This is a genomic window from Selenomonas sp. oral taxon 149 str. 67H29BP (genome assembly GCF_000146365.1).
Taxonomy (GTDB): Bacteria; Bacillota; Negativicutes; order Selenomonadales; family Selenomonadaceae; genus Centipeda; species Centipeda felix.
In genome coordinates, this window is record NZ_GL397087.1 from 133230 (window position 1) to 147594 (window position 14365).

A 14365-nucleotide genomic window follows, 5' to 3' on the forward strand; every position below is an offset into this window, starting at 1 on the left:
AAGAGATATCACCGGACTTTATCGGTGCTTCATTAACGCAGTCCATAGAAATTATGCAGAAAATTTACAGACAGAAAGAATAAGATGTGTTCACTGGAGGGGATATAGTTTGCAGGTAACTGTGTTAGCGAGTGGAAGCAAGGGAAATTCCGTCTATATAGAGCTGGACGGGGTGCGTCTTCTGATCGATGCCGGCATCAGTGCGGCACGGATCACGAAAGCACTCAGAGCCAATGAAATCGATCCGCAAACCATTGACGCCATACTCCTTACCCATGAGCATATCGACCATGTACGAGGTCTGAAGACTCTGTCGAAGCAATACCACCTGCCAATCCTTGCGACCCGGGGGACTCTTGCTGGAATTGACGGGGGTGCCGTGTTCGCGGAGGATATGCATTGTGTCTCTGGGGATTTTTGCGTCGGTGATGTTACCATACACCCATTCCCTATTTCCCATGATGCGGCAGATCCCTGCGGATTCCGCGTAGAGGGCTCATATTGCTGTACACTTGCTACCGATCTTGGCGTTGTGACAGATACCGTACAGGAGGCGATGGAGGGGGCTGATGTGCTCGTCTTCGAGGCCAACCACGATACAGATTTGCTCCGTAAAGGAAAATACCCTTGGCCGCTCAAACGGCGAATCCTCTCCAACCGTGGACATCTTGCCAATGTCGAAGCGGGATGGGCACTGACGCGCATGAAGAAGATACCGCACAAGGTTTTTCTGGCGCACCTTTCGGAGGAAAACAATGGCCCCGATCTTGCTTTCAATACGATCAAGGATATTCTCGCAATGCGCGGTATGACGATGGATGTCGAATCCTGTCTTCCTGAGGGCGGAGCGGAAGTTAAGCTGTAAAGAGGAGCTGTTATGATGAATTTACATTTCAAATGCCATCGGCGCAAGGGCGTTGTTTTGACCGCCGCCGCAGTATTGGCATCCCTTGCAATTTTGGGCGGTTGTTCCATGGGCACGGCTGCCGACACCCGAACGACAGGGACAAAACCCGCACAGACCGTGGATGTTTCTAATATCTCCGATGCGCGTAATACACCCGTAGTGCGTGCGGCAAAAGCTGTAGGTCCTGCTGTCGTTGGGATTACGAACAAGGCTGTGGCACGCGACTGGTTCAATAATCCGGTGCAGACAGAGGGCGTCGGCTCCGGTGTTATTTTTCGCAGCGACGGCTATATCGTCACGAACAATCACGTAATCAGTGGGGCAAAGGAAATCATCGTTTCTCTCGCAGATGGACGATCACTGAAGGGAAAATTGATCGGTCAGGATGAGTTTACCGACCTTGCTGTGGTGAAGGTGGATGAGGACAATCTTCCGACAGCCGTATTCGGTGATTCGGACGGCGTGGTTGTCGGAGAGCCTGCTATTGCTATTGGCAATCCCATGGGGCTTGAGTTTCAGGGCAGCGTTACGGCAGGTGTGATCAGTGCCTTGAACCGAACCCTTGACATCAGTGACAAACGCGTCAAGCTCTTTCAGACGGATGCGGCAATCAGTCCGGGCAACTCCGGCGGGGCATTGGTCAATGCTGATGGAGAGGTCATTGGCATCAACAGTGCGAAGGTCGCAGCGAGCGGCGTAGAGGGAATGGGCTTTTCCATTCCGATCAATACTGTACAGACAATCGTCAACGAACTGATCGAAAAAGGTTATGTGGCACGCCCCTATCTCGGTGTATCCGTCTTCGATCCGGACACGGCAGCTCGCTACGGCTACCAGCTGAACATCGATAAGGGTGTCTATATCTTCCGTCTGACACTCGACGGTCCATGCGGTAAAGCGGGCTTCCAACGCGGAGACATCATTCTTGAGATTAACGGAGAGGAAGTCAACAGTGTTGCTGACCTGCGAAATAAGATTGCCTCCTATAAGGTCGGTGACAAGGTGACGGTAACCTATGAACGAAACAGTACGAAGAACAAAGCAGAAGTCGTTCTGGAAGAGATGCCGCAGGAGGATCGTTGAAAATTACGATTGTCTGCGCGGGGAAGCTAAAGGAGAAATATTTACGCGACGGTATTGCAGAGTATAAAAAACGTCTCCGCCATTATACCGATCTGCGTACGATCGAGATCATCGAAGAACGCATGAAGGATCGACCTTCTCCCGCGGAAAAGGAGGAAGTTCTTCGCCGCGAGGGCGAACGGCTGTCTTCGCAAATCCCACAGGGGGCTTACCTGATCGTTTTAGATGTGGGCGGCGAGGAGATGTCTTCCGAGAAATTTTCCGCGCGGATTGATCGTCTGATGCTCATGGGAGAAAGCCATATTGCATTTCTAATTGGTGGTCCCTTTGGACTGTCCGATGAATTGCGCCAACGAGCAGATCTGCGTCTGTCCTTCTCACAATTTACCCTGCCGCATCAACTGATACGGCTGTTCTTAATGGAACAGATCTATCGCTCGTTCAAGATCAGCCGTCATGAACCATATCATCTATAACTTGAGAAGAGTGTTCCTTTCTCCTCATTGAACGGAGGAGGGGAACACTCTTTGTATTTGTAAATGCATATTGTATTCATGCCCACAACCGCTATACAAAACTTCATCCTCTATGCTATACTCATTCTCGTTCACTGGATAATCTCCAGGAAGGATAAGAGGGAGGAATTATTATGTCGAACATGAAACAGTACGTGGATGATATTTTGGATCTGGTATCGAAGCGCGATCCCGATCAAAGCCATTTTAAAAACACCGTCAGTGAGGTGCTGACCTCGGTTGTCCCTCTCTTGGAAAAGCATCCTGAGTATAAGGAGCACAAGATTCTGGAGCGCCTGATCGAGCCGGACCGCATCATCTCCTTCCGAGTCCCTTGGGTAGACGACAAGGGGGAAATTCAGGTCAACCGCGGCTTTCGCGTCCAGATGTCCAGCACCTTGGGCCCCTACAAGGGAGGTCTTCGCTTCCATCCAAGTGTTACGCTTGATATCCTGAAATTCCTTGCTTTCGAGCAGGTCTTCAAGAATGCTCTGACCGGCCTTCCCATCGGCGGCGGCAAGGGGGGCTCAGATTTTGATCCGCACGGCCGCTCAGATAACGAAGTGATGAAGTTCTGCCAGAGCTTCATGACGGAGCTCTATCGTCATATCGGTCCGAATGTGGATGTGCCGGCAGGCGATATTGGCGTCGGCGGGCGTGAAATCGGTTATCTTTTTGGACAGTACAAGCGCATTCGTGACTCCTACGATGCGGGTGTTCTGACAGGCAAACGTACGGACTACTGGGGAAGTCTTGCGCGTACTGAAGCGACGGGCTATGGTCTTCTCTACTTCGTGCAGGATATGCTTGCGGCAAAAGGAATCGACCTCGCAGGCAAAACAATCGTTGTCTCCGGCGCTGGAAATGTCGCTACATATGCCATTGAGAAGGCGCAGGAATTTGGTGCGAAGGTTGTGACGTGCTCCGATTCGAACGGCTATATCTATGATCCGGACGGCATTGACCTTGCCGCACTCAAGGAGATCAAGGAAGTGCGTCGTGCACGGATCAAAGAATATGCAGATACGCACCCTAATGCAGAGTATCACGAAGGATGCAGCGGCGTCTGGTCGGTGAAGTGTGATATTGCACTTCCGTGCGCGACACAGAGTGAAATCGATCTGGAGTCTGCCAAGCTGCTGGTCGCCAATGGAGTGCAAGCAGTCGGCGAAGGTGCAAATATGCCGTCTACGCTTGACGCCATTGCTTATTTCCAGAGCCACAAGGTACTCTTTGCCCCGGCAAAGGCGGCCAATGCGGGCGGTGTGGCCGTATCCGCCCTTGAGATGTCGCAGAACTCTGAGCGCCGCCAGTGGACTTTTGAGAAGGTGGATAAGCGCCTTCGCAAGATCATGAGCCATATCTACCGTGATGCAAAGAAAAATGCAGAGCTTTATGCTGACTCCGATGATCTCGTTGCGGGCGCAAATATCACTGCATTCTCCAAGGTGGCAGACGTCATGCTTGCACATGGTTTGGTCTAAAAGAAATCGTTTGAACGAGGGCTGCTTCGGCAGCCTTTTTTCTATGCATATCGTTCATAAGCCTGACAAGTGAGCTATCATGGGCGAGATTTTAGTGGTACCACGCAGGCGTATGCGTATATGGTATGCTTCTGCTGGATGAATTTTATGATGGCGTGAAAAGAAATTCTCGCTGAAATATATGTTATAATGGCAGCAGAGAAGTCGAGGTGGATGTATGGAGAAATACGACGAGATCGTCTTGGCGTGGAAGAATCAAAAGCTCAGGAGTGCTGCCGAACTCGAGGCTGCACTCAATGGGTACGTGATTCAGTTCGCCTATCATTCCGGGAAGATCGAGAACCCGCAGATCACCTATAACGACACGCAGGAGATTTTCGATCATGACGGCGTGACGAACTATACAGGGGATGTACGCACCATCTTTAAATAGAGCTTGTCAAAACATGGGATCATCCACGATTTTTGCGTCACGCCCATGATGCGGCCGTCCGTTGAGGAAAGGAAAGTCCATGCGCAACGAGAATGCAGCGGATATTTACGCAGAAGAGCAGATGCCGCAGGAGATTCGGGAGAAAATCGCTGCTCTTGAATCCGTGGGACAGGCCGCGCTGATCCCCAAGGCGCAGCACGAGCTGAAAAGCAGTATCGAATGCGCCCTCGATACGGGAAAGATCTCAGCCGGAACATGCGCATATCTTAAAGCGCATTATCTTCACGAGGCGTTTCTTCCTGCGCAGATCACGCAGCGACAAATTATTCTCTTTCACGGCTCTCGTGATGCCATCGGTTGGCCAAGCCTGTCGAAGTGCCGTGAGGCAAACGATTTCGGCAAGTGCTTCTACTGTACAGAGGATATGGAACTTGCTAAAGAGTGGTCTTGCCAGCGCGGAGAGAGCGGTGTCGTTTCAGGCTACACATTAAAAACGGATGGGCTGAACATAGTCAACCTAAATTCAGAGCAGTACCATACACTCAACTGGATTGGGACACTGCTGCAGCACCGTCGGCCGAACAACCTGGACGATGACAGTGACTATGCGCGGGAGTATCTCATCCAAAACTTTGCGGTGGACTTATCGCGGGCAGATGTTGTTGTTGGGTATCGTGCGGACGATTCATACTTCCAGTATGCAACGGATTTTTTGCAGAACCGCATCAGTCTGGATAAACTCAGTGAAGCAATGCATCTCGGTAAACTAGGGGAGCAGGTTGCGATAAAATCGGAGCGGGCATTTGAGCGGCTTACATTCAAACGTGCCTACCAGACAGCGCAGAAATACATCCGTTTATACATGGAGCGTGATGTACGTGCGCGTGATGACTATCGACGGTCTCTCAGGGGACAGATCCGCGTTCCCAACAAGCTGACCATCGAGCGTATCATCCAGGAGGGAATCAGGAATGACGACGAGATCTTACTCAGACCTCTATATCGCGGACGCGCAGGTGAATCTTGGCAACATGTTTGACTACGCAGTCAACACCTGCCATATCCCCATCGGGAAGACGGCAGAGTACTTCGTGGACTCCGGTGTGGCCGATCAGTTCGGCAAGGGGAATCCCCGTTATGTCGCCGGCCGCACCGGCTGTGAACTGCTCTGGGACTGCTTGTGGGAGCTGAATATAGAGCAGCCTCCCTATCCGGCAGCACTCTATGCGGAAAAAACGCCTGCATACTGGGCGGGATGGACGCTTGCCTATTACCAGTGGCTGCGCTGCGTCCCTTTTGAGACGATCCTCGCTGCCGTACCGATGGAGCAGATTGAGCGCAGCTACTATCCACTGCATGAAGCCGACATCCGCAAATTCGTCGAGGTCATGGACGAATGGATGCGCGAAAAGGCCGTGCATCCGCAAACAAAAAACCATACGCATACACCACAAGCAGCGTACACACGCTGACCGCAGTATAGATACATAAAAAGAACTTGTCATGACGGCAAGTTCTTTTTATGTGTGCAAAAGAGCGGAATTTTTTCCCTTTCCTGTCGTTTATACTAAAAAGAACAGACAAGGAAGGAGAATGCTATGCACTATATCAGATTATTTGTCCTTTGTGCGCTCTCACTGAGCGTCCTCCTGCCGGGCAGGGGAGAAGCCGCCGACCTCTACAGCGTCATCTATACCGATGCCAGCTTCTATAACGGCGACACGGCGCAGTGCGACTGGATCACGAATGCCATTTTGTACGCTTCGGCAAGCTACAACGTCGATCCACTCCTCATCACGGCCGTCATGGAGACGGAATCCCACTTCTACCTGGGAGCGGGCAGCCCTGCCGGTGCGATTGGACTCATGCAGCTCATGCCCGCTACGGCGGCCGGCATCGGTGTGAATCCCTATGATCCGCTCGGCAACATCCTCGGCGGAACGATCTACCTGCGCACACAGCTCGACAACTTCGGCGGGCTCGGCGAATACGGCGTAAGTACGGCCGTCGCCGCCTACAACGCCGGCAGTGCTGCTGTCTACCAGTACGGTGGAGTGCCGCCGTACCGGGAGACGATTGACTATGTGGCCAAAGTACATCGTGCCTACATGAACCTCTATCAGATGTATCAATACGGGTGAGGGAGGGAGCTATGAATCTAATCCAAACCGCAGGTATTTCCCTGCTTATCCTCATCATCGGCGGCTGGATCTACACGCGCTGCCACGGCGATGGCGTGCGGACACTCACAAAACTGCTGCTTCTCGTCAATGCACTGCTTCTATTCGTCACGCTCAACCTCTATTATGCAGCAAAAAACGAAATTGCCGTCAAGGAAGTGATCGAAAAGTACAGTGTCGCGTCTACCGTCGACCTCCTTTCTCTGATGCATGAGCCGGGGCACAGCGTTGAGATGCAGGAAAATCGTCTTCTGATTGACAAGGGAAGTGACCATGAGCGCATTTTCATCCTGATGCGTGAGCCGTTTTTCCACATCATCGACCAGGGAAAAATGATGCAGATGACAAAAGAACTGCCAAATTAACTTCAAAATGCAAAAAGATAGGATTTTTCGGCAAAAATTTCCATTACCATAGATTATGGAGGAGAATTGTCAAAAAGGAGTGTTTACCAAAAGGAGTGTTTACCATGACCATCAGAAAAACAGCTGTTGCCGTCGGTGTCGCATTCGGCATCTCTGCCTCGCTGCTCGCCATGATTCCGGCAGGGCATCACAGTGAGGCGGCGATTGCAGTCATTGACCAAAAGAACATCGAGGAAGCGATCAAAACGGCCATCCAGACGGCTAAGATCCTCTCGACCGAGGAGAAGGAACTGGCACTCATGATCCTCAATTCGAAGAAGATCAGCAGCGCAGAGATCGAAAAGTATGCACAGATGCAGGGTGCACAGCAGAAACAGATCTTTGACGAGAAGATGGGGCAGGAGGGCGTGCTCGGCAAGATTTGGGGCGACAAAAAGGGCGGGACGAATCCGAATCCTCTCGATACCGTCTGGCGTGAGCGTCTTGGCGACCTGCAGTCCATCCTCAACGGCAACACGACCGTCGCCACAGGCATCCTGAACGAATGCCGCCGGGAAGAGACACTCGCGGCCACATTCAAGGATGCAGCGCAGTCTGCCCAGAACACGCAGCAGGCAAACCTCGAGATCGCAAAGTCCACGCAGGAAGCCCTGAATGCGTCGAATCAGGCGGAGGGAACCATGCAGGTCATGCAGTCGGGCAACGCCATCAACGCCAACAGCGTGCTGGCACTGCTTCAGATGACGAAGATGTACAGCAACGCTGTTGCCGCTGAGGCATCGCACTACCAGGCAGAGAACCTGCGCCGCGCGACCATTGAGTCGAATGAGCAACAGGCGGCACAGCGCAATCTTGCCACAGGTAAGGCTGCTCTTGCAAGCATCAAGGCACAGCAATGAATGGAGTGGTGGATATGCACCGATGCACTGAGACGCTGCGGCACATCCTGCCGCTCGGCATCTTTGTCCTCGTCGCCGTTCTCGTCCTTGCGGATGGCACAACAGCGTCCGCCGCCGCGAGCTTTAGCTCGGACATCGGTCTAAAGGGCGGCGACAACGCCTTCCAGAACAACCTCACTACCATGGCGAACGGAATGTTTACCGTTGCGCGGATCATATCGACCATCATGATCGCACTCGCGGGCATCATGATTGCCTTCAACGTCGAGACGGCCAACAAGACCACATGGAACATCATCCTCGGCATCGGGCTTGCGCTCAACTTCGGCACGGTGCTCATGAGTGCGTTCGGCGGGAACTTCGGCGGTGCGGATCAGGCACCGTTCGAGTACCGGATGCACGTCACTGCGGACGAGGACAGCAAATGGTATGACTTCCTCCAGCCATTTACACGCACCTATATCGACTATACGAAGTCCGGCGCAGTCAGCATCATGCCTGTCGCTGCGAAACTTCTCATCGTCTTGACGGCAATCTCCGCCTCCGTGAAGATCTCCCTCGATCTCATCAGCGGCGATAAGATGAAATTTCTCGTCCAGACACTCCTCGAGACAGGGCTTTATCTTTTCCTCATCCTGAACTGGTACGGCCACGGGATTGATATTATGGGCAGCCTGTGCAGCGGCTTCCAGGCGATCGGGTATCACGCGGGCGGCTACAGTGACGGGATGGGCTCCGGCTCACTCATTGCAAATGCAGTCACGATGTTCACAACGGGGTACGGTGCAGCACAGGAAGCATTCTCGATCTGGTCGCCGATCTCCGGGCTGTTTACCATCCTCTGCCTTGTCATCATGTTCATCCTGCTCGTTTTGGCAGGGATTGAGATGCTCATGGCAAAGATTGAGTTCTTCACGATGGCGATGATCACCATCCCCCTGATTCCGTTCGCTGCGCTTCCGCAGACGAAGTTTCTCTTTGAACGGGCTCTGGGTGCCATGTTCAACTTGGCGATCAAGGTCGCCGTCATCTCCTTCCTCACGGCAATGAGCAGCAGGATCCTCACGGACTACTGTGATGAATTTGCAAAGATCGCACAGGATCCCTCTAAAGGCGGTATCATCGGTAATATGCCCGTCCTCATCCAGGCCGTTGTCGTAAGTCTCCTGCTGTATCTCCTCATCAAGAAGATCCCCGACCTGGTGCAGGGGCTTCTCAACGGCTCTCCCTCGCTCAACGGTGCGAGCATGACACAGACCGCGAAGAATGTGACCTCCGCCGGTGTCGCTGCCGGTGCAGCGATCGCATCTGGCGGAACAAGTGTTGCGGGCAATATGGCAAAATCTGCGGTGGCGGGATATGGACAAGGTGGCGGTGGCATAGCTGGTCTCGCACGCGCCGGCGCAAACGCCATGAATACCGGGACTGGCATGATGATGTCCGCTGCTGGACGAGGTATGGGGCACTATGCAAGAGACTCTATGGTTGGCAAGTCTACGAAGGCGGGAATTGAGGCAGCACAAAAATACTTTGGCGTAGGCGCCAATCAACAAGCACCTACGGCAACGGGACTTGCCGTAAGCGGTGGGAAAAGTATCGCGCAGAGCGCAAAGAACGGGGTAAAAAGCGCGGGCAGCGGCATAGCAACAGTGGCACGCGGTGCGGCAACTGTCGCGAATGATGTTGCAAGAGATATTTCGAAACTCTCACCGATCAAATAAAAAAATGCTTCTCGATCCAGTTGATGGATGGAGAAGCATTTTTTATCTCGTTAGAGGGGTGCTCTTCCTTGCAATTTCTGCAATGAGTTCGCTTTGCCTATCGTATTCTTTTTTGAGCTCGTCATACCGCTCTTTTAGTTCCTCATATCGTCCTTCCAGTTCGTGTAAACGCGAAACATCGGCTTGATTGCGGTAGATTTCTCCAAGCATTGCGGATATTTTAGGGGCTTGCCCTTTAATGAGTATATCTAAGTCGCATTCGGCAAATACATCGAGTAGATGCTTGATAACGTGTGCTGTATTGGGGTAGCTGTCGATATAATCTTCTATTTCCTGTTTCCACTTCAGGCGACGTTTTTCAGCCTCTTGCTGTTCAATGATTTTTCCCCGTTCGTTGCACTCATCGTTCCACTGTTTCAGGCTGGACAAAATTCCCATGGAAATCACTCTCCTTATCGTACCGATGTATCGTTTGGTGACTCATAGAGCGGCGCGTATGAAGACAGAATGTGCTCGATCAGGCGGTTGAGACTTGTCCCCGTTGCGATCGCATGGATCGCAAGCCGGCGGTGCAGTGCCGGGGCAATGCGGACATTGAAGCTGCCCTTGTATGGAATCTCCGGCGCAACGTTTTCCCGTGCGCAGCGGTCAAGATACGCATCAATCTCCGCTCGAAACTTCCTGACCAGTTCGTCCGCGCGTTCTGCACGGTACGTGATCTTCTCCTGGATCCCGAGCACGCGCCCATAGAGGAATCCTTCATGCTCGTCGATCTCCACCGAGCCGACATACTCTCTGTGCCGTAATATATTCTTCATCGTCCACCTCCCTCCTTCTTCCACTATACCGCAGCTTGCACAAAATAACAACTGTATATAGTCGCTTATATCGCTGAAGTGTAAAAAAGATAGGAAAATTTCAAAGATGTTCTGGAGTACTATGAATATATATCTGTATGAGAGGATTCCGCACATGAAATCGAGATACATTTTGCTGCTGCTTGTCCTTTTCCTATTTGCATCATCCACATCCGTGCGTGCGGCCGCGCTCTTGATGATGGATGCGCCGCTGCATGGACACGAGATCCAGGTGACCAGTCCGTTCAGCTCGGGGCGTACGCATCCCATCACGGGAGTAGTGCGCCGACATAACGGCATCGACATCGGCGGCGAGGCACATGAGCCTGTCTATGCTGTTGCGGATGGAATAGTTACCTATGCGGATTATGAGTACTCATTTGATGGTCTTGTAGTTATTGAGCATACTTCACCCGATGGCAGCAGGTTTGAGACTGTGTATGGTGACCTCGACCCGAACGACGGGTATCTACCGGCTGCTGCCATCATGGGGAGTGTTGACAGGCATGTGCAGCGCGGGCAGTTGATCGGGTATCTGGAGCCAGCATGGGCGACCAGCGTATCGACGGGACCGCATCTGCATTTTGAGGTACGGATCAATGAATCGCCGATCAGTCCGGCGCTCTATCATCCGTATGCGCCGTGGCTTCCGGACAATGCGACAGATGACGGCCTTGCAGCGAGCCGTCAGGGAAAGCGCATGGTCTGGGATGCGGCATTTGCCTTTATGGAGCCCGTCAAGAAAGCGATAGATACCATTGCCCTCGCATGCACCAAGGCAGTGGATCTCCTCAAGGACATCATCAAGTACGTGATCGGCATTCTCATGACGATCGATCTTGCGCTCACCTATATCCTGATGAGCGTCGATCGGGAGAAAGGACAGGAGCCGAGCTTCAGCATCTTTAAGCTGCTGGCACTCAAGATGCTGCTCTATCTTCTGCTCTTTTATACCATCACCTACTGGGGCGCGTTCCTTATCAACGGATCACGCGACCTCTTCCTCAGCCTGGGCGCAGCCACGGGCGGTGTAGATCTCACTCAGGCAAAGGCGATGCTCGTCGATCCGACAGCACTCGTGACAAAGGGCGCACAGATCATCGAGCCGATTTTTACCGTTCTCAACGAAACGGATTCGAGCGGATTTGACTGGCTCAACAAAATCGTCACGGGACTGTTCGGGAGCATCTTCCTCCTCATCATCTTTGGCTCGTTCCTGCTCTTTGCCTTTGAGATCATCCTGGCGTACCTCGAGTTTTACTTTGTCGCCGTGTTCAGTCTGGCGAACTTTATGTTTGCGGGACACAAGTGGTCACGCCGGTATGCAGAGAACAGCATGAACGGCATCTTCAGTGCCTCGATCAAACTGTTTTTCTTCTGCTTCTTTGCCCTGATGCTGCAGTCCGTCATGTCGAACATGGTGGTGGATGATCTCATCCATGTGCAGACCGTCCCCGTGGAAGAGGCGATGAAGAACAGCAATGGGAACTTCGGCGGGCGCGAGGGCATCGATGAGGTACTCGAGGCAATCCGCCGTGTCGAGACCGGCGGACAGGAGCATCCATTCCAGACCCCTTCACAGGATGGATGGGGCTACGGTGCGTATCAGATCAGCTACGAGTACTGGAATGTCTGGTGCGAAAGAGCGGGATTCGAGCCGCCGCCGATGCCATGGGCAGATGACTCGGAGGCCTGGAGCGATCCGGGGTATCAGTCGAGACCCTACAGCGGCGCATGGGAAGATCAATTCCCACCGGCAACGACGCCGTGGCCGGAGAATGTGCAGACCGCCGTGGCGCGTCATCACCTTCTGGAGCTCTATGATGCAAACGGCAGCTGGGAAAAAGCAGCGGGGGCATGGAACGGTGACCGCAGCGGCGGATATTGGCGCAAGGTCGTGACGGCATCAAACTCCATCCAAAAGACCAAGCACGTCCTTCAGGTCGCTATTTTGCTGAAACTCGCCCTCGTCTGCTTCCTGTTCGTCATGATGGGAGACAAACTCTCCCAGCTGGTCATCAAGCAGTTTGGCATAGGCAACGGGTTCAAGTTCCTGCCCGGCACATAATAGAGAGGAGATCGGATATGAAACGATGGAAACGGTCAAAGAAAGTGACCGCAGCACTCTGCGCATGCTTTATGGGGGCTGCCGGCATCGGTTATGCGTGGTCAATTCCTGGCGTAACAGAGCCCTATGATCCGCCGAACTATTACAGCCCCACAAGCATCTCCTGGGCGGACAGTGCACCGTCCCCCTTTGCCCTGAAAGACCTCGCCGCGAACGGGGGCAATGTCTATGACTACACGCGGCATATTAAGAGCATCCTCTATGGGACGAAGTTCGTTTCCTGGCTCGAAAAACTGACGGCCAAACTCGGCATCGAGGAGGAAAACGCCCGAAAGCTCCCGGCGGAGAGCAGAGAGCAGGGGATGAAGGACATCAAGATCCTTTATCACTCCATGGCAGAAAACCGCACGAACATCGACCTCCATCCGGAAGCCTTTGAGCGGGACTATGACGATGGTGTTGCGGGCAAGGCGATCGACTGCCGCAAGACGAGCAAATTCATGTCGGACAGCTACACAGCGGCAACGCAGAACACCATCAACCGCTACCAGGACATGGATCAGATCATGACGGCACTCCAAACGGCACTGCAAAACTCCAATCAGGCGGTCGGAGAGACACAGGCACGTCAGGCAGGAGCGCAGATCGAGGCGGTCAAGCAGATGGCCATCATGCAGCTCTCGAACGCCATGGGGGATCAGATCCAGATCCGCAACGTTCGCCAGATGCAGGATACGGCAGATAAACAACGGCAGGCAGAGCAGCAGATGAACGGCTCCTATCACTTCTTTAACCCCGGTGATCCCGGAGATCGGGTAATGCTCGAGTCCTACGAGGCGGATACAGGGCGAAAATTCTATCAGTCACAGCCAATGCCTGATTTTTGATGCAGAGGAGGTGCGCGTATGCCGGAAGAAAACGACGATATCATCCCGTTTCGCGAGGATATGACGTACGATCTTGCGCGTGATACGCTGCGGATCGAGCGGCGGCATCTGCATTGCGTGCAGGTCGTCCTGCAGAGCGATTCTCCGGGAGAGAGAGAACGGCCTCAGGCGAAGAGTGCGTTCATCGGCGGTGCTGTCATAGAACTGGATCTTCGTCCCGAAGGGAACAAGGCAATCCTTCGTACTGCGCAGGGGGAGAAAAGAATCTCCATTGCCAGCAGCAGCATTGAACCAAACCGCACGTTGATCGGGAAAAAGAGAAACATCATTGAAATCGGGGAAATCCTCAGAAACCAACTGGCGGGCAAGGAAGCTCTGCGGACATTCCTTCGCTCTCCGCCGCAGGAGAGCGATTCGCTCGTCGTTTCCTATCTGGACAGTATCGTCCACCGACTTGCCCAGGAAGCCCACCTTCTTCCGCCGGAGGCGAGCGTCACGGAAGAAATGAAGATGTTGCAGCAGCGGGAGGATTTTGCCTACGGGAAGGATTATACAAGCCTGTATGATCCTGTCATATATGCACCGCAGAAAGAAGAGGAGCGCGATGTTGAGGCGCACGAAGCGAAGGAAATGCGTCCATCCGCGCGTGAGCAAAGGAGGAACAACATGCAGAGCGAATGGTTTGTCTCAAGCAATCCGATTCCTGGCCCAGAGAAAAGAATCATGATGTATCAGGCGCAGCGCAGGAAGGATGCGGATGTTGCCGACTACAGTGGAAACCGTGAAGAAGCGGGCGCATGGTTTAAGAACAAAGAAAAAGCACAGGAAATCGTCGACAAGCTGAATGCGGAGGAGAAGGAACGCGGGGAGGCACTGACGGCACAGGAAGCACAGGCAATCGCCGACAAGCTGAACGCGGAGGAACATCGCAAGGAAGCGCAGGAGGAGGCAAAACCAATGGCCGTG

16 protein-coding genes are annotated in these 14365 nt (G+C 53.1%); 14 read left to right on the forward strand and 2 right to left on the reverse strand.

The window, feature by feature from the left end; translation table 11 throughout:
• Positions 1-109: 109 nt before the first annotated feature.
• From HMPREF9166_RS00680 to HMPREF9166_RS00730, 11 genes are all read left to right on the forward strand, one after another.
• Complete coding sequence (locus tag HMPREF9166_RS00680; RefSeq protein WP_039980768.1) at positions 110-865, forward strand: MBL fold metallo-hydrolase; 756 nt, start codon at positions 110-112, stop codon at positions 863-865.
• 12 nt (positions 866-877) lie between these two features.
• Positions 878-1990 carry a S1C family serine protease gene (locus HMPREF9166_RS00685; RefSeq protein WP_009442108.1) on the forward strand — a complete coding sequence of 371 codons (1113 nt, stop codon included), beginning with the start codon at positions 878-880 and terminating at the stop codon, positions 1988-1990.
• Positions 1987-2466 carry a 23S rRNA (pseudouridine(1915)-N(3))-methyltransferase RlmH gene (gene rlmH, locus HMPREF9166_RS00690; RefSeq protein ID WP_009442109.1) on the forward strand — a complete coding sequence of 160 codons (480 nt, stop codon included), beginning with the start codon at positions 1987-1989 and terminating at the stop codon, positions 2464-2466. Before HMPREF9166_RS00685 ends, rlmH begins: the two co-directional genes overlap by 4 nt.
• Positions 2467-2639: 173 nt before the next feature.
• Positions 2640-3989: an NADP-specific glutamate dehydrogenase gene (gene gdhA, locus HMPREF9166_RS00695; RefSeq protein ID WP_009442110.1), complete on the forward strand. Its 1350-nt coding sequence runs from the start codon at positions 2640-2642 to the stop codon at positions 3987-3989.
• Positions 3990-4206: 217 nt separating this feature from the next.
• Positions 4207-4422, forward strand: a complete 216-nt coding sequence (locus tag HMPREF9166_RS00700; RefSeq protein WP_009442111.1) for a hypothetical protein — start codon at positions 4207-4209, stop codon at positions 4420-4422.
• Between the two features lie 79 nt (positions 4423-4501).
• Positions 4502-5461, forward strand: coding sequence for a DUF3990 domain-containing protein (locus tag HMPREF9166_RS00705; RefSeq protein ID WP_009442112.1), 960 nt, complete (start codon positions 4502-4504; stop codon positions 5459-5461).
• The gene (locus HMPREF9166_RS00710; RefSeq protein WP_009442113.1) at positions 5394-5894 is read left to right on the forward strand and encodes a hypothetical protein; all 501 of its coding nucleotides are present in this window, start codon (positions 5394-5396) and stop codon (positions 5892-5894) included. The genes HMPREF9166_RS00705 and HMPREF9166_RS00710 overlap by 68 nt, the downstream gene beginning before the upstream one ends.
• Positions 5895-6020: 126 nt before the next feature.
• Positions 6021-6563, forward strand: a complete 543-nt coding sequence (locus HMPREF9166_RS00715) for a lytic transglycosylase domain-containing protein (RefSeq protein WP_009442114.1) — start codon at positions 6021-6023, stop codon at positions 6561-6563.
• Between the two features lie 11 nt (positions 6564-6574).
• Entirely contained in the window at positions 6575-6967 is a 393-nt protein-coding gene (locus HMPREF9166_RS00720; protein ID WP_009442115.1) for a hypothetical protein, read from the forward strand.
• Between the two features lie 104 nt (positions 6968-7071).
• Positions 7072-7866 carry a hypothetical protein gene (locus tag HMPREF9166_RS00725; protein ID WP_009442116.1) on the forward strand — a complete coding sequence of 265 codons (795 nt, stop codon included), beginning with the start codon at positions 7072-7074 and terminating at the stop codon, positions 7864-7866.
• 14 nt (positions 7867-7880) lie between these two features.
• Positions 7881-9587, forward strand: a complete 1707-nt coding sequence (locus tag HMPREF9166_RS00730) for a type IV secretion system protein (RefSeq protein ID WP_039980770.1) — start codon at positions 7881-7883, stop codon at positions 9585-9587.
• Positions 9588-9629: 42 nt separating this feature from the next.
• On the opposite strand, the gene HMPREF9166_RS00735 is transcribed toward HMPREF9166_RS00730, so the two are convergent.
• Entirely contained in the window at positions 9630-10025 is a 396-nt protein-coding gene (locus tag HMPREF9166_RS00735; protein ID WP_009442118.1) for a hypothetical protein, read from the reverse strand.
• A 14-nt stretch (positions 10026-10039) separates the two neighbouring features.
• A complete protein-coding gene (locus tag HMPREF9166_RS00740) occupies positions 10040-10405 on the reverse strand; it encodes a type II toxin-antitoxin system HicB family antitoxin (protein ID WP_039980773.1) in 366 nt (121 codons plus the stop codon).
• A 154-nt stretch (positions 10406-10559) separates the two neighbouring features.
• On the opposite strand from HMPREF9166_RS00740, the gene HMPREF9166_RS00745 reads away from it, so the two are divergent.
• The 3 genes from HMPREF9166_RS00745 to HMPREF9166_RS12660 all read left to right on the forward strand — a co-directional run.
• A complete protein-coding gene (locus HMPREF9166_RS00745) occupies positions 10560-12512 on the forward strand; it encodes a peptidoglycan DD-metalloendopeptidase family protein (protein WP_009442120.1) in 1953 nt (650 codons plus the stop codon).
• 17 nt (positions 12513-12529) lie between these two features.
• Entirely contained in the window at positions 12530-13399 is an 870-nt protein-coding gene (locus HMPREF9166_RS00750; RefSeq protein ID WP_039980775.1) for a hypothetical protein, read from the forward strand.
• An 18-nt stretch (positions 13400-13417) separates the two neighbouring features.
• The coding region (locus HMPREF9166_RS12660; RefSeq protein ID WP_009442122.1) for a hypothetical protein at positions 13418-14365 on the forward strand (948 nt) is incomplete at its 3' end.

Excerpts from the sequence above, each read along its gene's own strand:
- HMPREF9166_RS00685 (WP_009442108.1), top strand. The coding sequence starts at position 878 with ATGATGAATTTACATTTCAAATGCCATCGGCGCAAGGGCGTTGTTTTG.
- gdhA (WP_009442110.1), top strand. The coding sequence starts at position 2,640 with ATGTCGAACATGAAACAGTACGTGGATGATATTTTGGATCTGGTATCG.
- HMPREF9166_RS00700 (WP_009442111.1), top strand. The coding sequence starts at position 4,207 with ATGGAGAAATACGACGAGATCGTCTTGGCGTGGAAGAATCAAAAGCTC.
- HMPREF9166_RS00705 (WP_009442112.1), top strand. The coding sequence starts at position 4,502 with ATGCGCAACGAGAATGCAGCGGATATTTACGCAGAAGAGCAGATGCCG.
- HMPREF9166_RS00710 (WP_009442113.1), top strand. The coding sequence starts at position 5,394 with ATGACGACGAGATCTTACTCAGACCTCTATATCGCGGACGCGCAGGTG.
- HMPREF9166_RS00715 (WP_009442114.1), top strand. The coding sequence starts at position 6,021 with ATGCACTATATCAGATTATTTGTCCTTTGTGCGCTCTCACTGAGCGTC.
- HMPREF9166_RS00720 (WP_009442115.1), top strand. The coding sequence starts at position 6,575 with ATGAATCTAATCCAAACCGCAGGTATTTCCCTGCTTATCCTCATCATC.
- HMPREF9166_RS00725 (WP_009442116.1), top strand. The coding sequence starts at position 7,072 with ATGACCATCAGAAAAACAGCTGTTGCCGTCGGTGTCGCATTCGGCATC.
- HMPREF9166_RS00730 (WP_039980770.1), top strand. The coding sequence starts at position 7,881 with ATGCACCGATGCACTGAGACGCTGCGGCACATCCTGCCGCTCGGCATC.
- HMPREF9166_RS00735 (WP_009442118.1), bottom strand. The coding sequence starts at position 10,025 with ATGGGAATTTTGTCCAGCCTGAAACAGTGGAACGATGAGTGCAACGAA.
- HMPREF9166_RS00740 (WP_039980773.1), bottom strand. The coding sequence starts at position 10,405 with ATGAAGAATATATTACGGCACAGAGAGTATGTCGGCTCGGTGGAGATC.
- HMPREF9166_RS00745 (WP_009442120.1), top strand. The coding sequence starts at position 10,560 with ATGAAATCGAGATACATTTTGCTGCTGCTTGTCCTTTTCCTATTTGCA.
- HMPREF9166_RS00750 (WP_039980775.1), top strand. The coding sequence starts at position 12,530 with ATGAAACGATGGAAACGGTCAAAGAAAGTGACCGCAGCACTCTGCGCA.